The organism is Dechloromonas sp. A34 (genome assembly GCF_026261605.1).
GTDB lineage: Bacteria > Pseudomonadota > Gammaproteobacteria > Burkholderiales > Rhodocyclaceae > Azonexus.
In genome coordinates this window covers 2,956,568-2,972,875 of the sequence record NZ_CP102486.1, presented here as the reverse complement: position 1 = coordinate 2,972,875, position 16,308 = coordinate 2,956,568, and the positions used below count along the sequence as shown (strand labels likewise).

General features: G+C 64.5%; 19 protein-coding genes. 8 read left to right on the top strand and 11 right to left on the bottom strand.

Annotated features, from left to right (window positions below; all coding sequences use genetic code 11):
- Window positions 1-17: 17 nt before the first annotated feature.
- Window positions 18-596: a chemotaxis protein CheB gene (locus tag NQE15_RS14875; protein ID WP_265942455.1), complete on the bottom strand. Its 579-nt coding sequence runs from the start codon at window positions 594-596 to the stop codon at window positions 18-20.
- Between the two features lie 40 nt (window positions 597-636).
- A complete protein-coding gene (locus NQE15_RS14870; protein WP_265942454.1) occupies window positions 637-792 on the bottom strand; it encodes a hypothetical protein in 156 nt (51 codons plus the stop codon).
- 482 nt (window positions 793-1,274) lie between these two features.
- Between NQE15_RS14870 and NQE15_RS23900 the strand changes: the two genes are divergently transcribed.
- Both NQE15_RS23900 and NQE15_RS14855 read left to right on the top strand, forming a co-directional pair.
- Window positions 1,275-2,399 (top strand): beta/gamma crystallin-related protein, encoded by a 1,125-nt coding sequence (locus tag NQE15_RS23900; RefSeq protein ID WP_323054896.1) that lies wholly within the window; start codon window positions 1,275-1,277, stop codon window positions 2,397-2,399.
- A 28-nt stretch (window positions 2,400-2,427) separates the two neighbouring features.
- Window positions 2,428-3,132 carry an alpha/beta fold hydrolase gene (locus tag NQE15_RS14855; RefSeq protein WP_265942453.1) on the top strand — a complete coding sequence of 235 codons (705 nt, stop codon included), beginning with the start codon at window positions 2,428-2,430 and terminating at the stop codon, window positions 3,130-3,132.
- Window positions 3,133-3,144: 12 nt separating this feature from the next.
- Here NQE15_RS14855 and tal read toward each other — a convergent pair whose 3' ends face one another.
- The 7 genes from tal to NQE15_RS14820 all read right to left on the bottom strand — a co-directional run bounded on the left by tal (window position 3,145) and on the right by NQE15_RS14820 (window position 9,311).
- Complete coding sequence (tal, locus tag NQE15_RS14850) at window positions 3,145-4,230, bottom strand: transaldolase (RefSeq protein WP_265942452.1); 1,086 nt, start codon at window positions 4,228-4,230, stop codon at window positions 3,145-3,147.
- A complete protein-coding gene (locus NQE15_RS14845) occupies window positions 4,227-6,596 on the bottom strand; it encodes a phosphoketolase (RefSeq protein ID WP_265942451.1) in 2,370 nt (789 codons plus the stop codon). Before NQE15_RS14845 ends, tal begins: the two co-directional genes overlap by 4 nt.
- 32 nt (window positions 6,597-6,628) lie before the next feature.
- Window positions 6,629-6,862 (bottom strand): DnaJ domain-containing protein, encoded by a 234-nt coding sequence (locus NQE15_RS14840; protein WP_265942450.1) that lies wholly within the window; start codon window positions 6,860-6,862, stop codon window positions 6,629-6,631.
- A gap of 18 nt (window positions 6,863-6,880) precedes the next feature.
- Window positions 6,881-7,324 (bottom strand): PRC-barrel domain-containing protein, encoded by a 444-nt coding sequence (locus NQE15_RS14835; RefSeq protein WP_265942449.1) that lies wholly within the window; start codon window positions 7,322-7,324, stop codon window positions 6,881-6,883.
- Window positions 7,325-7,451: 127 nt separating this feature from the next.
- Window positions 7,452-8,471, bottom strand: coding sequence for an alpha/beta hydrolase family esterase (locus NQE15_RS14830; RefSeq protein WP_265942448.1), 1,020 nt, complete (start codon window positions 8,469-8,471; stop codon window positions 7,452-7,454).
- A 55-nt stretch (window positions 8,472-8,526) separates the two neighbouring features.
- Complete coding sequence (locus NQE15_RS14825) at window positions 8,527-8,730, bottom strand: hypothetical protein (protein WP_265942447.1); 204 nt, start codon at window positions 8,728-8,730, stop codon at window positions 8,527-8,529.
- A complete protein-coding gene (locus NQE15_RS14820) occupies window positions 8,727-9,311 on the bottom strand; it encodes an NADPH-dependent FMN reductase (protein WP_265942446.1) in 585 nt (194 codons plus the stop codon). The genes NQE15_RS14825 and NQE15_RS14820 overlap by 4 nt, the downstream gene beginning before the upstream one ends.
- Window positions 9,312-9,512: 201 nt before the next feature.
- On the opposite strand from NQE15_RS14820, the gene NQE15_RS14815 reads away from it, so the two are divergent.
- The 6 genes from NQE15_RS14815 (at window position 9,513) to pgl (ending at window position 14,337) form a co-directional block, all read left to right on the top strand.
- Window positions 9,513-9,971: a CHRD domain-containing protein gene (locus tag NQE15_RS14815; RefSeq protein ID WP_265942445.1), complete on the top strand. Its 459-nt coding sequence runs from the start codon at window positions 9,513-9,515 to the stop codon at window positions 9,969-9,971.
- Window positions 9,972-9,995: 24 nt separating this feature from the next.
- Window positions 9,996-10,421 carry an OsmC family protein gene (locus NQE15_RS14810; protein WP_265942444.1) on the top strand — a complete coding sequence of 142 codons (426 nt, stop codon included), beginning with the start codon at window positions 9,996-9,998 and terminating at the stop codon, window positions 10,419-10,421.
- A 17-nt stretch (window positions 10,422-10,438) separates the two neighbouring features.
- Complete coding sequence (locus NQE15_RS14805; RefSeq protein WP_265942443.1) at window positions 10,439-10,639, top strand: hypothetical protein; 201 nt, start codon at window positions 10,439-10,441, stop codon at window positions 10,637-10,639.
- 98 nt (window positions 10,640-10,737) lie between these two features.
- Window positions 10,738-12,177: a decarboxylating NADP(+)-dependent phosphogluconate dehydrogenase gene (gene gnd / locus NQE15_RS14800; protein WP_265942442.1), complete on the top strand. Its 1,440-nt coding sequence runs from the start codon at window positions 10,738-10,740 to the stop codon at window positions 12,175-12,177.
- Window positions 12,174-13,658: a glucose-6-phosphate dehydrogenase gene (gene zwf, locus NQE15_RS14795; protein ID WP_265942441.1), complete on the top strand. Its 1,485-nt coding sequence runs from the start codon at window positions 12,174-12,176 to the stop codon at window positions 13,656-13,658. Before gnd ends, zwf begins: the two co-directional genes overlap by 4 nt.
- Window positions 13,645-14,337, top strand: coding sequence for a 6-phosphogluconolactonase (pgl, locus tag NQE15_RS14790; RefSeq protein ID WP_265942440.1), 693 nt, complete (start codon window positions 13,645-13,647; stop codon window positions 14,335-14,337). Before zwf ends, pgl begins: the two co-directional genes overlap by 14 nt.
- 17 nt (window positions 14,338-14,354) lie before the next feature.
- Here the strand turns inward: pgl and NQE15_RS14785 are convergent, their stop codons facing one another.
- Together NQE15_RS14785 and NQE15_RS14780 are read right to left on the bottom strand one after the other, a co-directional pair.
- Complete coding sequence (locus NQE15_RS14785; protein WP_265942439.1) at window positions 14,355-14,852, bottom strand: 2OG-Fe(II) oxygenase; 498 nt, start codon at window positions 14,850-14,852, stop codon at window positions 14,355-14,357.
- A gap of 133 nt (window positions 14,853-14,985) precedes the next feature.
- On the bottom strand, window positions 14,986-16,305 hold the full coding sequence (locus tag NQE15_RS14780) for a PQQ-dependent sugar dehydrogenase (protein WP_265942438.1): 1,320 nt from the start codon (window positions 16,303-16,305) through the stop codon (window positions 14,986-14,988).
- Window positions 16,306-16,308: the final 3 nt, after the last annotated feature.

The window sequence follows — 16,308 nt, the reverse complement described above, 5'->3', positions numbered from 1 at the left end:
GGAATTCAGGCTACCGTTCAGAGCTGCAAGTTGGCGATGCGCACAATCTCATGAGCCATCGCTTCCGGCGACAGCACAAAATCGATGCAACCGCTGGCGATGGCGCTTTCCGGCATGTCGGGCTGAATTGCCGTACTGAGTTTTTGCGCGATGGTGATGCCGCCGACCTCCTTGATACCGCACAGGGCGGCTGCACCGTCGCCGTCGTAACCCGAGACGATGATTGCGATCAGTTTGCCCTCCCAGTGGTTGGTCAGGGAGCGCAGGAAGACGGTGATGACATCGGGCCAGCCCAGCGGCTTCGAGATCGGCTTGAGGTGAAACTCGCCATTCTCGACGTGCAAATCGCGGTTTGCCGGGATGATGAATACCCGGTTGGGCTCGATGACCAGATTTTCCGTGATCAGGTCCACCGGCATGGTGGTGAAGCGGGGAAGCACTTGATGGAGCTGCGTTGGCATGATCGTGATGTGATTGACGATCACGATGGCCACACCCATATCCGGCGGCAGGTTTTTCAATAGCCGGATGTAGGCGTCAAGGCCGCCGGCTGAACCGCCGACGCAAACGATCGGGAAGTTTTTTATGCCGGGCACGCCGTCGGAATGCCTGCCGTCCACGCCGCCAGGGGTTCCCTTAACGGCCACCCTTGCGTGCTTTGGAGCCATCATTCTTGTGCCGGCCGGAGACCTCGCGTTGTTCGGCGCGCTGCTTTTGTTTGGTCACCGCTTCCGACAAGGATGATGGTAGTTGTCCCGATTTCTGCTGCGGGTCGTTGGGGCGCTGTTTCATGAAATCCTCCTGAGTAGTCGGCGCTTAGCGCAGACCGAAAAATGACATGACAGCAATGATGACGACGACCAGCCCGACGATGTAGATGATGTTGTTCATGAGCGTTTCCTTTCGCATGGTTGCGTAAGCGACTCGCGTCTCCAAGAAGATTCACGAGATGCCAAAGACCACCTTACCTGCGACGCGCCTGGTGCTCTGTACGCCAACGCTCATATAGGCCTTTCGAACAAGCGCTGAGCGCAGACTGGATTGAACGCGGATAGATCGCGCTGCCTGAGGTCCATACCAAGGTCGCCGCGCGATTGGTGTGGCAGCGCACAGACCCGCGATGGCGGCGCGGACTATGGTTCATTCACAACAGCAATGCCCCGTTCGCCGGAGGTGTTCCACAACATTCTGGACAAGCGGAACTTCCCATGCTTTGGCCCTGCGCCCTGCTCCCCGCAGGACCTCGGCGGATTCCGCTTTCACAGGAGAGACAAATGAATTCCAGTATCAGAAACATCCTTGCCGTGGCAAGTCTGGCGATAGCCACCCAGGCAAGCGCCACAGTGACCTTTTACGAACGCGAAGGCTTTGCCGGGCAATCGTTCTCGACAGAAAATGAGGTCCGCAACTTCGAGCGCTTCGGGTTCAACGACCGTGCCTCGTCGGTAATCGTCACCAGCGAACGTTGGGAGGTTTGCGATGACCGGCGGTTCCGCGGCCGCTGCGTGGTCCTGCGTCCCGGCCACTACCCGTCGCTCGCCTCGATGGGCTTGAACAACCGTATTACTTCGGTACAACCGGTCCGGCGGAATGCGCGCGTCGATGAAAACCAGTACGCCCCCCTGCCCCCGGCGCCGCCCCGGGACAACGCGACCGCGCCGGTCATGTTCTTCGAACACGAGGGCTTTGCCGGCCGCTCATTCGGCACGGACGAACGAGTCGGCAACATGGTGCGTCATGGGTTCAACGACCGCGCCTCGTCGGTCGTCGTTCTCCACGGCCGCTGGGAGGTTTGCGAAGACGCCGGCTTCAACGGTCGCTGTGTCATCTTGCGGCCGGGCCGTTATCCGTCCTTGGCGGCGATGGGCTTGAACGATCGGGTTTCATCCGTCCGCGAAGTCCAGTCCGACGCACGCATCGACGATGAGCGCTACGCCCCGCCGCCAGTGCCGGTTTACGACAGCCGTCGGCGCGACAACGAGCGCCTGTACGAAGCCAGGGTCACTGCGGTCCGCGCCGTCATGGGGACACCCGAGCAGCGCTGCTGGATCGAGCAGGAGCAAGTAGCCCCGGCAAGCAGTTCGGCCAACATTCCGGGCGCCATTGCCGGCGCCGTGATCGGTGGCGTCCTCGGCCATCAGGTCGGAGGCGGACGCGGCAAGGACCTGGCCACAGCAGGTGGCGCCGTCGCCGGCGGGTTCCTGGGCGCCAACATCGGTCGCGGCGAAAGCCCGGCCCAGACCCGTGACGTCCAGCGTTGCGCCGACACCCCGGCCGCCAGCCGCCCCGAGTACTGGGATGTCTCCTACGAATTTCGCGGTCAGGAACATCGCATCCAGATGACGAACCGCCCCGGCGCGACGGTCACCGTCAATGAGCGCGGCGAACCGCGCAGCTAGAAAACCGTATTGGATTCTGGAGGAAAGAATGAAACTGAATTTCTTGTTGCTACCCGGGCTGCTCAACGATGCCAGCCTGTTCACCGACCAGATTGCCGCCTTGTCGCCACTGGGAACCGTCGAAGTCGGCGACCTGAGCACGGCCGGGAGCATCGCCGAGATGGCCGCCAGCGTGCTGCAGGCGGCCACGGCCGAGCGTTTTGTGCTGCTCGGCCTATCGCTGGGCGGCTACGTTGCCTTCGAGATCATGCGTCAGGCGCCCGAGCGGGTCAGCGGACTGGTCCTGATGGACACCACAGCCCGCCCCGACAGTGCCGAAGCCACCGCCAAACGTGAAGAGCTGATCGAGCTGGCCGCCACCGATCTCGATGCGGTGACCGAGCAATTGCTACCCCGCCTCTCGCATCCCGAGCTGATGAATCTTCCCGCCGTGCGCGGCGTCATCCAGTCGATGGCGACCAGCCTCGGCAAGGAGGTTTTCGAGCGCCAGCAGCGGGCGATCATGGGGCGACCCGACAGCCGGCCGACCCTGGCGGCCATCAATTGCCCGACCCTGGTGATCTGCGGCCGGGACGACCTGATCACGCCGCCCGAACTGGCGAAAGAAATCGCCGACGGCATCAAGCATGCCAAGCTCAAGCTCATCGAGCAATGCGGCCACTTGGCGACGCTCGACCAGCCCGCCGAAGTCAGTCAACTTCTGGTCGACTGGATCAAGAGCAGCAAGCTCTGATCGCCGGGGCGATCATGCCATCTCGCGCAGGATCGCCCGATAGGCCTCGGCAAAAAGGCTCAGGCCTTCTCCCTGCAAGGTTTCGCCAACTTCGTTCAGGTCGATCCCCAGCCCGGCCAGGGCATCGATCCGGGCTATTGCCTGGTCCATGTCTTCGGCCAGCCGGTCTTGCACCTTGCCATGCTCCCGAAAAGCAGTCAGGGTCGCATCCGGCAGCGTGTTGATGGTCGCCGGGCCGATCAGCGGCTCGACATAGAGCAGGTCGCTGTAAGCCAGGTTCTTGGTGCCGGTACTGGCCCAGAGCAGGGTTTGGCGGCGCACCGACGCCAGACGCTGCATGTTGAAGGCGGCACCGGCAAAGAGTTCCCGGTAACGCCTATAGCAAACCTTGGCGACGGCGACGCCGCTCTCGCCCATCATCGCCGTGGCCGGCGGCGTGCCGATCGCCGCCAGAAGCTTATCGACCAGCGTATCGATGCGGCTCAGGAAGATGCTCGCCACCGAGCGTACCTGCCGGGCGTGCCCGCCGCTTGCCACCCAGCGCAATGTCCCGCGCAGATAGGCCTGGGCTACGGCCTCGTACTGGGCCAGCGAAAAGATCAGCGTGACATTGACGCTGACCCCGGCCGCGGTCAGGTTTTCGAAAGCCTGTATCCCGGCCGGCGTGCCCGGCACCTTGATCAGCAGGTTGTCGCGTTCCACCGCCGCGCGCAATCTCAGTGCCGCGGCTTCGGTCGCCGCCGCGTCATGCGCCAGTTCCGGCGAGACTTCCAGGCTGACATAGCCAAACTCGCCGCTACTGGCGACATAGTCCGGCCACAGGATGTTGCAGGCAGCCTGGATATCGGGAATGACCAGCCCTTCGTAAATCGCCTCGGCATCCAGCCCGGCAGCGCGCAGGCGTTCCAGATCCTCGGCATAGTACGGACTGCCGGCAATGGCTTTCTGGAAGATGGCGGGATTCGAGGTCACGCCATCGATGCCGTCCTCGCCGATCAGGCGCAGCAGCTTGCCTTCGCGCAACAGGGTGCGCGACAAGTTGTCGAGCCAGACGTGCTGGCCCAGCGCTTTCAGCGCCAACAGGGGGTTCTCGTTCATGCCTTGGCCTCCGGCCATTTCCAGTCGCGAATTTCCGGCATGTCTTCGCCGTGTTCGTGGATGTACTGGGTGTGCTGGTTGAGCTTGTCGCGCATCTGCTGCTTGATGTGGGCCGCCTGCGCCTGCAGCTTGGGCACCTGGTTCGCCACATCCATTACCAGATTGAAGCGGTCGAGGTTATTCAGGACCACCATGTCGAAAGGCGTCGTCGTCGTGCCCTCCTCCTTGTAGCCGCGGACGTGCAGGTTGGCGTGGTTGCTGCGGCGGTAGGTCAGGCGGTGAATCAGCCAGGGGTAGCCGTGATAGGCGAAGAGGATGGGCGTGTCGCTGCGGAACAGTGAAATAAATTCGGCATCCGACAGACCGTGCGGATGTTCTTCCCGCGGTTGCAGGGTCATCAGGTTGACGACGTTGATGAAGCGGATTTTCAAGTCTGGCGCGATCTGGCGCAGGATGTCGATGGCGGCCAGCATTTCCAGGGTCGGCACGTCGCCGGCCGCGGCGAGCACGATGTCCGGCTCGCCGTCCTGGTCGCTGCAGGCCCATTCCCACATGCCGATGCCGGCACTGGCGTGGTTGATCGCCGCCGCCATGTCCAGCCACTGCCGTTCCGGCTGCTTGCCGGCGACGATGACATTGACCAGGTTGCGGCTCTTCAGGCACTCGTCGGTGACGTAGAGCAGTGTGTTGGCATCGGGCGGCAGATAGACGCGGATGATGTCGGCCTTCTTGTTCACGACGTGGTCGATGAAGCCCGGGTCCTGGTGCGAGAAACCGTTGTGGTCCTGGCGCCAGACGTGCGAGGTGAGCAGGATATTCAGCGAGGCGATCGGTCGCCGCCAGGGAATCTCGCCGCAGACCTTGAGCCACTTGGCGTGCTGGTTGAACATCGAGTCGATGATGTGGATGAAGGCCTCGTAGCAGGAAAACAGGCCATGCCGGCCGGTCAGCAGGTAGCCTTCGAGCCAGCCCTCACAGGCGTGCTCGGAGAGGATTTCCATGACCCGGCCATCGGCGGCGAGATGATCGTCGTCGGCTTGCAGATCGGCCATCCAGGTCCGGTTGGTGACCTCGAACAAGGCGCCGAGGCGGTTGGAAGCGGTTTCATCGGGCCCGAAGACGCGGAAATTGTGCGGGTTCTTTTGCATCACGTCGCGCAGGAAGAAACCCATCGAACGCGTCGATTCGGCCCGCTTGCTGCCGGGGGTTGGGACGTCTACGGCGTAGTCGCGAAAATCGGGCAGCCGCAGGTCGTGCAGCAGCACGCCGCCGTTGGCATGGGGATTGGCCCCCATGCGCCGTTCGCCGGCGGGTGCCAGGGCCGCCAGTTCCTCGTTGAGCCGGCCCTCGGCATCGAACAGTTCGCGCGGGAAGTAGGACTGCATCCAGTCCTCCAGCAGGTGAATGTGTTCCGGCTTTTCCATGTCGCTGAACGGCACCTGATGCGAACGCCAGTTGCCTTCGCTCTTCTTGCCGTCGACTTCCTTGGGCCCGGTCCACCCCTTGGGCGAACGCAACACGATCATCGGCCAGCGCGGGCGGATCGTTTCGCCACTTTGCCGGGCCTGGTGCTGGATGTCGCGAATTTCGTCGAGTGCCATGTCGACCGCCGCCGCCATCAGCTGATGCATTTTTTCCGGCTCGTCACCTTCGACGAAGATCGGCTTGTAGCCGTAGCCGACGAACAGGGATTCCAGCTCGCTGTGGCTGATCCGCGCCAGCACCGCCGGATTGGCGATCTTGTAGCCGTTGAGATGGAGGATCGGCAGCACCGCGCCGTCGGTCTTCGGATTCAGGAACTTGTTGGAATGCCAGGAGGTGGCCAGCGGCCCGGTTTCCGCTTCGCCGTCGCCGACGACACAGCAGGCGATCAGATCGGGGTTGTCGAAGACCGCGCCGTAGGCATGGAACAGGGCATAGCCGAGTTCGCCGCCCTCGTGAATCGAGCCCGGCGTTTCCGGTGCGGCGTGGCTGGGAATACCACCGGGGAAGGAGAACTGCCGGAACAGCCGGCGCATGCCCTCCTCGTCCTGCGAGATATCGGAATACAGCTCGCTGTAGCTGCCTTCCAGCCAGGTGTTGGCGACCACCGCCGGGCCGCCGTGACCGGGACCGGCAATGTAGATCATGCTCAGGTCGCGCGCCTTGATGACGCGGTTCATATGCACGTAGATGAAGTTCAGGCCGGGCGTCGTGCCCCAGTGGCCGAGCAGGCGCGGCTTGATGTGCTCGCGCAGCAGCGGTTGCCTGAGCAGCGGATTGTCGAGCAGGTAGATCTGTCCGACCGAAAGGTAGTTGGCGGCCCGCCACCAGGCATCCATCCGCTTGAGTTGTTCGGCGGCAAGCACCGGTTCAGTTGAGGCCATTGGCTTCTCCTTGATTCATTAAAGGCGGCGCTTCATACGTCGCCCATCACTCCGCGTTCCTTGAAGCCGATATCGGTAGCGGGCGCCTGCTCAACATCCGGATGATATTGGCCGACCAGCTGGCGATAGGCGCGCCTGATCTCCTCCTGGGCAACATCGCCCGCCACCCCCATGATATTTCCTGCGGGCACGGTGATGACGCCTGATGGAACCGTCTTAGCGGTAACGGGTTTGCTTTTAGCCACGTTCAGCACCGTGGCCGGCAATTGCCATCTGCGGCAGAGTCAGATGGTCGGCGGCAGGCCGCCCGGCGTCGTACCGTAATAGGCGTGGATACCGGCTTCCCAGGTCGGGTCGGCCATATCCGGCCACTTGTTGCGGTCGAAACCCGGGGCACTTTCCAGGCGCTCCTTGTTCACATCGAGCTCGAAACGCTTGTTCTCGGTATCCAGCTTCAGGGCCTCCCAGGGCACGGCGAAGAGCTTCTCGCCCATACCCATGAAACCGCCAAAGGCCAGAACGGCATAGCTCACCCGTCCGGTACGCATGTCGATCATGATTTCCTTGATGTCGCCGACATCCTCGGCGGCCTTGTTGTAGACATCGTTGCCGACCAGCGTGTCGGCCCCCATCAGGTTGGGTCCGGGGCCGTGGCTGACATCGGGGCCCGATGCGTTGCCGGTTTCTACCTTGTACATGCCGTAGGGATCGCGTTCTTCGTAGTTCATGTCTGTCTCCTGTCGCCGGGTTGGGGAATGTTCCAGGTGGCCGCCGGCTCGACGCTCACCCAAGCCGAGGCTAGGCATCCACTGCCGCAGCGTCTGTTCGCCAGCCAACAAAGACTGGCAATCCATCTCAGGACCGGAACTGCCGGGCGGCGAAGGCCCAGACCATGCGCGAGGCATCCGGCCCCTGCCCGTCGCTGAACGGCTGGCTGGCGGCGCCGCCGCTCCAGGCATGGGCCAGCCGGCTGACCGCGACCAGCGTCGCCACCGTGCTACCCCGGCGCTTGAAATCGGTCACTACCATCGGGTAGCGCTGACCGCGCTGGACGCTGCGCTCCACGCCGGCCCGGGCGCCCGCCGCATCGGCCCAGGCCTGAACGGCAGCCCGGCCGTTGTTCGGCGAAACCACACTATCGGCATCGCCATGAATGACCAGCAGCGGCGGCCAGGAGGCGGCCATGGTCAGCGGCGTCGCCGCCAGCGGTCGCGTGCCGCGCCGGCCGTGCATGGCGCCCAGCGCCGACATGGTGGAATGCGCGGTCCCCGGCGGAATGCCGGAATGCATGACCACCGCCTTGAAACGACCGGGATGACGGGTGACCAGCAGCGCCGCCATGCTGGCGCCGGCCGACAGCCCGGCAATCGCCACGCGCGCCGCATCGACCGGATGGAGCAGGCAGACCTGGTCGATCGCCTGCATGATCAGTGCGGCTTCGCCGTAGGCGCGGCCGGATGAGGTGTCGAACCAGTTCCAGCAGCCTTGCGGATTGGCCAGACGATCCTGTTCCGGATAGAGAACCAGAAATCGCTCGCGCTGGGCAATCCGGTTCATCCGAGTACTCGTCGCAAAGCCGTTCGCGTCCTGGCCGCAACCGTGCAACATCACGACCAGCGGCAGCCGTTCGCCGAATTTGACGCCGGGCGGCCGGTAGAGCCGGAAGCGGCGTGCACCGCTCGTGCCCAGCGCAACACCCAGGCTCCAGTCACCGGCGCCCGGTGGCGGCTTGTTCCTGACGACGGCCGCCCTGGTCGCCTGCTTGACGGCACGTTTGACAACCCGGGTACCGGTTTTGACCGCGGCGCGGGTGACCGTCGCCAGGCTGCGCTGGAAGAGCTTGGCCCACGGCGAAGTGCGGCTCCGCCTTCTCACGCGCGCTCCTGCGGTGCCGGGTCTGCCCTGGCCTTAGCAGCCGCCAGCGGAAGCTTCAACGTTTAGCATCAGATGCAGACGATGGCGGCGGATTTGAGCCAGTGACGGCATCCGGCGTCGTCTGCGGATCGTTACTGGCCGTCGCATTCCCGGACGATTCCTTGTTTCCGGCAGGCCGGATCGGCGCCCAGGAAGCACAGCCGCCTTCCAGTGCGCCACGCATCACCGGCTTGCGCCGCGGGGTCTGTTCCTTTTTCATGCAACCTCCTTGACCCTGAATCCACGCGCCGCCCACTCGCCCCTGACCAGGCTGGCCAGCTCGGCAACCAGGCCGCGGATGAACTGTCGGGTCAGGTCATCAATCAGTTCGCCGTCCGGACTGAAGCGCCGTTCGGCATGGCCGTTTATCCCGCCGGGTCGATCAACGATCGGCATCTCGAGGCCGGCAAGAATCTGGTTGAGATGGTGTTGCGCCCGCGCCGTCGTCAGACCGCCGGTCGAAGCGCTCATCACCGCCGCCGGCTTGCCCCGCCAGACACCCTCGCCGTAAGGCCGCGACGCCCAGTCGATGGCGCTCTTCAGCTTGCCGGGCACGGCGTGATGACACTCCGGCGTGGCAAACAGGATGGCATCGGCGGCCATAACCCGGCGCCTGAATTCGATGACGGCAGGCGGCGCCGAGTGTTCGTGTTTCGGCGCGAAGTAAGGAATGTCGTGCAGTTCGAACAAATCGATCGTCACCCCATCCGGCACCAGCGCCTGCGCCGCCTTCAGGGCGAACCGGTTGTACGACTGCGGGCGCTGACTGCCGACGATACCGAGAATACTGATCTGGTTCATTTCCATCCCCCTGTCCCTAAGTCCGGCAAAGCATGCCAGCCCCGGCGCTCGATCTCTGTTCGATAGCACACACAAGAAACCTGGAATCTATGTGCGGTGGCGAACGGAAGTGCAATTCATCGCGGCGCAAGGTGGTGGTTCGCATGGGGCTCTGGCGCTTCGCCACCTTCGCCATGCCGATTGCCAGCCAAGGAGGCCCCCATGAATCTGCCGTCACGCTCCCCACCATCCCTGCTCCGGCGCGGTGTGCCGCTTGCCCTGCTGCTGCTCGCTTCGGCCAGCCTGTATGCCGAATCGCCGATCACGCTATCCCTGAATGGCGCGACCGAGGTGCCGCCGGTGGTCACGGCGGCCACTGCCTCGGGACAAATTTCCGTCACCCCCGACCGCAACATCAGCGGCAGCATCAAGGTTTCCGGCATGGTGGCGACCATGGCGCATATCCATGAAGCCGCTGTCGGCAAGAATGGGCCGCCGATCGTGACGCTGATCAAGGGTGCCAACGACAGTTATGCCGTACCCGCCGGCACCCGGCTCAGCGAAGCGCATTACTCGAGCTACGCTACCGGCATGCTGTATGTCAATGTCCATAGCGCCCAGCACCCGGACGGCGAAATCCGCGCGCAGTTGCCCGGCGTCCCGTTGCGTCTGGCCAACTGACCCGAACGACAAGGAAATACATCGATGAAACGCACTGCATCAGCCGCCTGGCGCGGCAACCTGAAGGATGGCAAGGGGGCGCTGTCGACCCAGAGCGGCATCCTGAGCGAGACGACCTATGGCGTCGCCACCCGTTTCGAGGACGAGCCGGGCACCAATCCGGAAGAACTGATTGCCGCCGCCCACGCGGGCTGTTTCACCATGGCGCTCGCCGCGATGCTCGAGAAGGAAGGGATGACGGCCAAGAGCCTCCAGACCTCGGCGTCGGTGACGCTCGAAAAAGAGGATGGCGGCTTTGCCATTACCGCCGTTCATCTCGAACTGGTCGCCGACATTCCGGGCGGCGACCTGGCAAACTTTCAGAAGATTGCCGAGATTGCCAGGGTGGAATGCCCGGTATCGAAACTGTTGTCCATCAAACCCACCCTGAACGCCAAGCTGGCGCCCTGAACCATCGAGGAAACGACATGAAAACACTTGCTGCATTGCTGATCGCCTTGAGCACCCTCCTCACCGGGTGCGTTGTTTATGACCCCCCCCACCGTGATGGTGGACACCGCGGCGACCGCGACCGCGACGGCGTACCGAATCGCGTCGACCGCGACCGCGACAACGATGGCGTGCCGAATCGGCACGACAGTCGCCCGAACGACCCGCGCCGCTACTGAGCCGCTCCCCTTTTCACCCTCCGCGGCGGGCCCGGCTTGGGAACAAGCCGGTTTTCCCGTTGTCCAGCGTCGACCAGGCCTCAAATGCGGAGTCAGGCATGAACACAGCAGATATCGGCGTCATTGGCCTCGGCGTGATGGGTGTCAATCTGGCGCTCAACCTCAGCGACAAGGGTTTCCGCCTCAGCGTCTATAACCGCACGGCAGCAGTTACTACGGAATTCGTCGCCGCCCATGGCCAGAAGCGGGCAATCACCGCGGCCGATAGCCCCGAACAACTGGTCAGCCATCTGGCCGCGCCGCGCGTCATCCTGCTCATGGTCACCGCCGGACGGGCGGTTGACGCGGTGATCGGGCAACTGCTGCCGCTGCTCGAAGCAGGCGACATCCTGATCGACGGTGGCAACTCCAATTACCAGGACAGCACGCGACGCTGCCGTGAGCTGGCAAGTAAAGGCATCCATTTTGTCGGCATGGGCGTCTCCGGTGGCGAGGAAGGCGCCCGCCACGGCCCGTCGTTGATGCCGGGCGGCGCCGCGGCCGCCTGGCCGGTCATCCGCGACATGTTCCAGGCCATCGCCGCCCGCGTCGATGGTGTGCCCTGCTGCCAGTGGCTGGGCGATGGCGGAGCCGGCCATTACGTCAAGATGGTGCATAACGGCATCGAATACGGCGACATGCAGCTGATCGCTGAAGTCTGCCACCTGATGCAGCACGCGCTGGGCATGAGCCATGAAGCGATGGCCGACACTTTCGCCGCATGGAATGCCGGCCGCCTCGAGTCCTACCTGATCGACATCACCAGCCGCATCCTGCGCCAGCGCGACCAGGACGGCGCCCCCCTGGTCGACCATATCCTCGACCGCGCCGGGCAGAAAGGCACCGGCCTGTGGACAGCGCAGGATGCCCTCGATCACGCCGTGCCGTTGACCCTGATCGGCGAGGCCGTGCACGCCCGGATGCTCTCGGCACGCAAGGCCGAACGGGTAGCGGCCGCCGCCCTGCTCGGCAGCGCCCCGGTGGTGGTCGAGGAATCCGGCCGCGCCGATTGCCTGGACGCCCTGCACGACGCCCTCTATGCCGCCAAGCTGGTCTCCTACGCGCAAGGTTTCATGCTGATGCAGGCCGCCGCCGAGGCTCAGGGCTGGGTACTGCCCTATGGCGACATTGCTTTGCTCTGGCGCGCGGGCTGCATCATCCGCAGCCGTTTTCTCGATGACATCAAACGCAGTTTCTCGCGCACCCCGGTGCCGCCCAGCCTTCTCCAGGACCCGTTCTTTGTCGGCGAGCTCAAGGCCGCCGAGTCAGGCTGGCGCCAGGCGGTGACACTCGCCGTCGGCAGCGGCGTCGCCGCACCCGCCCTGTCATCGGCCCTCGCCTTCTACGACGGTTACCGCTGCGCCAGCGGCTCGGCCAACATCATCCAGGCGCAGCGCGACTTCTTCGGCGCCCATTCCTACCAGCGCACCGACCGCGACGGCTCGGAAAATTTCCACACCCGCTGGCTGGGCGACGGGGTCGAGGAGCAGCTGCCATGAGCTGCACCACCGAGTCGCATGCCTACGTGATTTTCGGGGCGAACGGCAATCTGGCGAAGATCAAGCTCCTGCCGGCCCTCTACCAGTTGCATTGCCTCGGCTACCTGGCCCCCGACGTAAAAATCCTCGGCTGCGGACGGACCGCCCACGCCCGCGACGACTGGCGCGACGAAGTACGCAAGACACTGGCCGAGGCCGGCGCGGACGCGACGGACTGCCTGAACGGCTTTCTCCAGCGCCTCGACTATCTCGCCGGCAGTTTGAACGATGCCACCTTCTACCAGGCGCTGGGCAACTGGATCGGGGCTGGCGAATGCGCCCGCAACGTCATCTTTTACCTGTCGGTCAGTCCCGAACTCTACGTGCCGGTGACCGTCGGGTTGGCCGATGCCGGGCTGCTCGCCGAGACCAACGGCTGGCGGCGGATGGTGGTCGAGAAACCCTTCGGCCACGACCTGCAATCGGCCCGCGACCTGCAGCATGCACTGAACACCCATCTCGGCGAAGAGCAGATCTACCGCATCGACCATTACGTCGGCAAGGAATCGGTCCAGAACCTGCTGGTCCTGCGCTTCGCCAACATGATCCTCGAACCGCTGTGGAACCGCCATTACATCGACCATGTGCAGATCACGCATGCCGAGACGGTCGGCGTCGAGGGCCGCGCCAGCTACTACGATGGCCATGGCGGAGCGACCCGCGACATGATCCAGAGCCACCTGTTGCAGGTGCTCGCGCTGCTCGCGATGGAACCGCCGGTCTCGCTGGAGGCCGAGTCGCTGCGCGATGAAAAAGTCAAGGTGCTGCGCTCCATCCGCCCGGTGGACACCGCGCAACTGACCGGCCACGCGGTACGCGCCCAGTATGCCGGCTACCAGCAGGAACCGGGCATCGCCCCGGGCAGCCACACCGAGACCTACGCCGCGTTGAAGCTCTATGTCGACAACTGGCGCTGGCGCGACGTGCCCTTCTACCTGCGCACCGGCAAGCGCCTCAAGGAGCGCCGCTCGATGGTCGCCGTCCGCTTCCGCGAGCCGCCGATGCAGCTCTTTCAGGGGACCAGCGCCGCCACCGTCCACCCCAACTGGTTGCTGATCGGCATCCAGCCCGACGACGTGGTGCAGATGGAAATTTCCGCCAAGGTGCCGGGCACCGAGACGAGGACGCGGCAGATCGTGATGGATGCCAGCGTCGGCAATCCCGGCGAGCGCAAGGCCGACGCCTACGAGGACTTGCTGCTCGATGTCATCGAGGGCAATCGTTCGCTGTTCCTGCGCTACGACGAGGTCAAGGCAGCCTGGAATGTCGTCGATCCGGTGATGCGCGCCTGGGCCGACGATGAGCACCCGCCGCTGCAATACCCGGTCGGCAGCTGGGGGCCGAAGGCCGCCAACCAGATCTTCGGCCAGGCCGGCCAGGAATGGCGGCAGAGCATGGGCTGCAACGGCAAGGCGGACTTTCTCCCGAATGCTGCCGGCTGACACGCGCCTCCTGGCCGACGGCGAAGCGCTGGCCGTCGAAGCCTGCCGCCTGATCGTCGACGCGGCGCAGGAAGCCATTCGCGCACGGCGGATTTTTCGCCTGGTGCTGGCCGGCGGCAGAACGCCCGGCCGGGCTTATCAGCACTTGGCCACGGCCCGGCAGGAATGGGCGGCCTGGGAGATTTTCTGGGGCGACGAGCGCTGCCTGCCGGCCGACCACCCCGCCCGCAACTCCGTGCTGGCGTATCAGGCCTGGCTGGCGCATGTGCCGCTCCCGGCGGCTCAGGTGCACGTCATTCCGGCCGAACTCGGCGCCGCGCCAGCCGCCGCCGCCTATGCGAAGACCATCGCCGACCAGCTGCCCTTCGATCTGGTGGTGTTCGGCATGGGGGAGGACGGCCACACGGCCAGCCTGTTTCCGGGAAGCGCCGACGCGCCCGACCCGGTGATCGCGGTATACGGTGCGACCAAAGCCCCGGCCGAGCGCGTCAGCCTCAACTACCAGAGCCTGCGCGCCTGCCGCCGGCAGCTGATCCTGGTCAGCGGCACCGGGAAATCGGCCGCCCTGGCTGCCTGGCGGCAAGGCGAGAAGCTGCCCATCGCCCTGGCCGCAACCGACAACGCCTGCCTGCTGGTCGATACCGGAACCGCCCGCGCCGCCGGTCTCGCCTCAGGCTGAGATAACGACAACGCGGCTCACTCGCGGCCGCGAAACCATCCGGCAATACTGCGCCGTTGCCGGTTTGCCGTGAGCACCTGATGCGGAAAGACTTCGCTCAGGAAAATGACCATCGTGCCGAATTCCGGCTGGATCGTCGCGATGACCCCGTCGCCGGTCGGATCGAACAGGCGCAGCTGGCCGCCATCGCCTTCCTGCCAGCCTTCGTTCAGGTAGAGCACGGTGGACAGGACGCGCTGCCGCGCCCCGTTCAGGACATCCGAATGCTTTGCGTAGCCGGCACCCGAGCCATAGATCGCGTAGTGACACTCGTAGTCGAACAAGCCGAGAAACAGGGCGGCATTCAGCCCCAGGCGCAGCTCTTCCATCCAGGCGAGATAGGCGCGGTCGGTGTGGTCCGCCAGATCGAACCAACTGATCAGGTCACCGCGGATGCTTTCACGCCGCTGATTGGCCGCGCCCCGGCCAATCCCGGCCGGTTGGAAGCGTGAGACTTCGTCGTTCTGGCAACGCACCAGCAAACGCCTGGCCAATGTCCTCAGCTGCGGATACTGGAGAACGACATAGCCTACTTTTTCCAATTGTTGCGCAATTCTTTCAATGAGCGGGGGCGGATGGCTATTCAAGTGAAACGACCAGCGCTGCTGTTCATCGTGCGCTCACCCGCCAGATGACGTTGCCGACATCATCTGCCACCAGGAGCGCGCCGCGATTGTCGAGCGCAACGCCGACCGGCCGGCCATAGGCTTCGCCGTCCTTGCTGAGAAAACCGGTCAGCACCTCCACCGGCGGTGCGCCGGAGGGCTTGCCCTTGGCGAAGGGAACGAAGATCACCTGGTAACCGCTGTGCGGATTGCGGTTCCAGGAGCCATGTTGGCCAATGAACATGCCATTGGCAAAAGTAGCGGGCAATGTCGTACCGGCCGAAGAAGCCAGGCCCAGCGAGCCGGTGTGCGGCCCGATGGCATAGTCCGGGGCGATCGCGCTGGCCACCAGTTCGGGGTGCGGCGGACTGACGCGCTCGTCGACATGCTGGCCGTAATAGCTGTACGGCCAGCCGTAAAAGGCGCCGGCGCGCACCGAAGTGAGGTAATCAGGCACCAGGTCGCTGCCCAGTTCGTCGCGCTCATTGACCACCGTCCACAGCGCGCCGCTGGCCGGCTCCCAGGCCAGGCCATTCGGGTTGCGCAGGCCGGAGGCGAAGACCCGGTGGGCTCCAGTCTTGATATCCACCTCCCAGATGGCGGCCCGGCCTTCCTCGGCCGCCATGCCGCGTTCGGCCACATTGCTGTTCGAGCCGACCGTCACATAGAGCTTGCTGCCGTCCCGGCTGGCAATCAGGTTCTTGGTCCAATGGTGATTGATCGTGCCGGCCGGCAGGTCGACGACCTTGGTGCCGGGCACCGTGATGCGCGTATCGCCGGCCGTGTAGGGAAAGCGCAGTACTGCATCCGAGTTGGCGACATAGAGATCGTTGCCGACCAGGGCCATGCCGAATGGCGAATTCAGTCCTTCCAGCAATACCGAGCGGAATTCGGCCACCCCGTCGCCATCGCCGTCACGCAGCAAGGTAATGCGGTTGGCGCTGGGCACCCGCGCACCGGCACGTTTCATCACCTTGCCCATCACCCAGCCCCTGACGCCTTGGGCGTCGTCGGGTTTGGGCGGGGCATTGGTCTCGGCGACCAGTACATCGCCATTGGGCAGCACGTAGAGCCAGCGCGGGTGATCGAGGCCGCCGGCAAACGCGGCGACCCGGGTGCCCGGTGCCGCCAGCGGCGAGGCACCGACCGCCCAGCCTTTGGCCGGTGCGATATTGACGGTGGGAATGACATTCCGTACCGGCGCCGGCAACGCCGGCTGGCTACCGGTGCCAGCCGAGACCGGCAGCTTGGCCATTTCGCCGCAAGCGGCAAGGGTCAGCGCCAGCAGGCCGATCAATAGCGGGGTCAGGTTCGTTTTCATCATTCA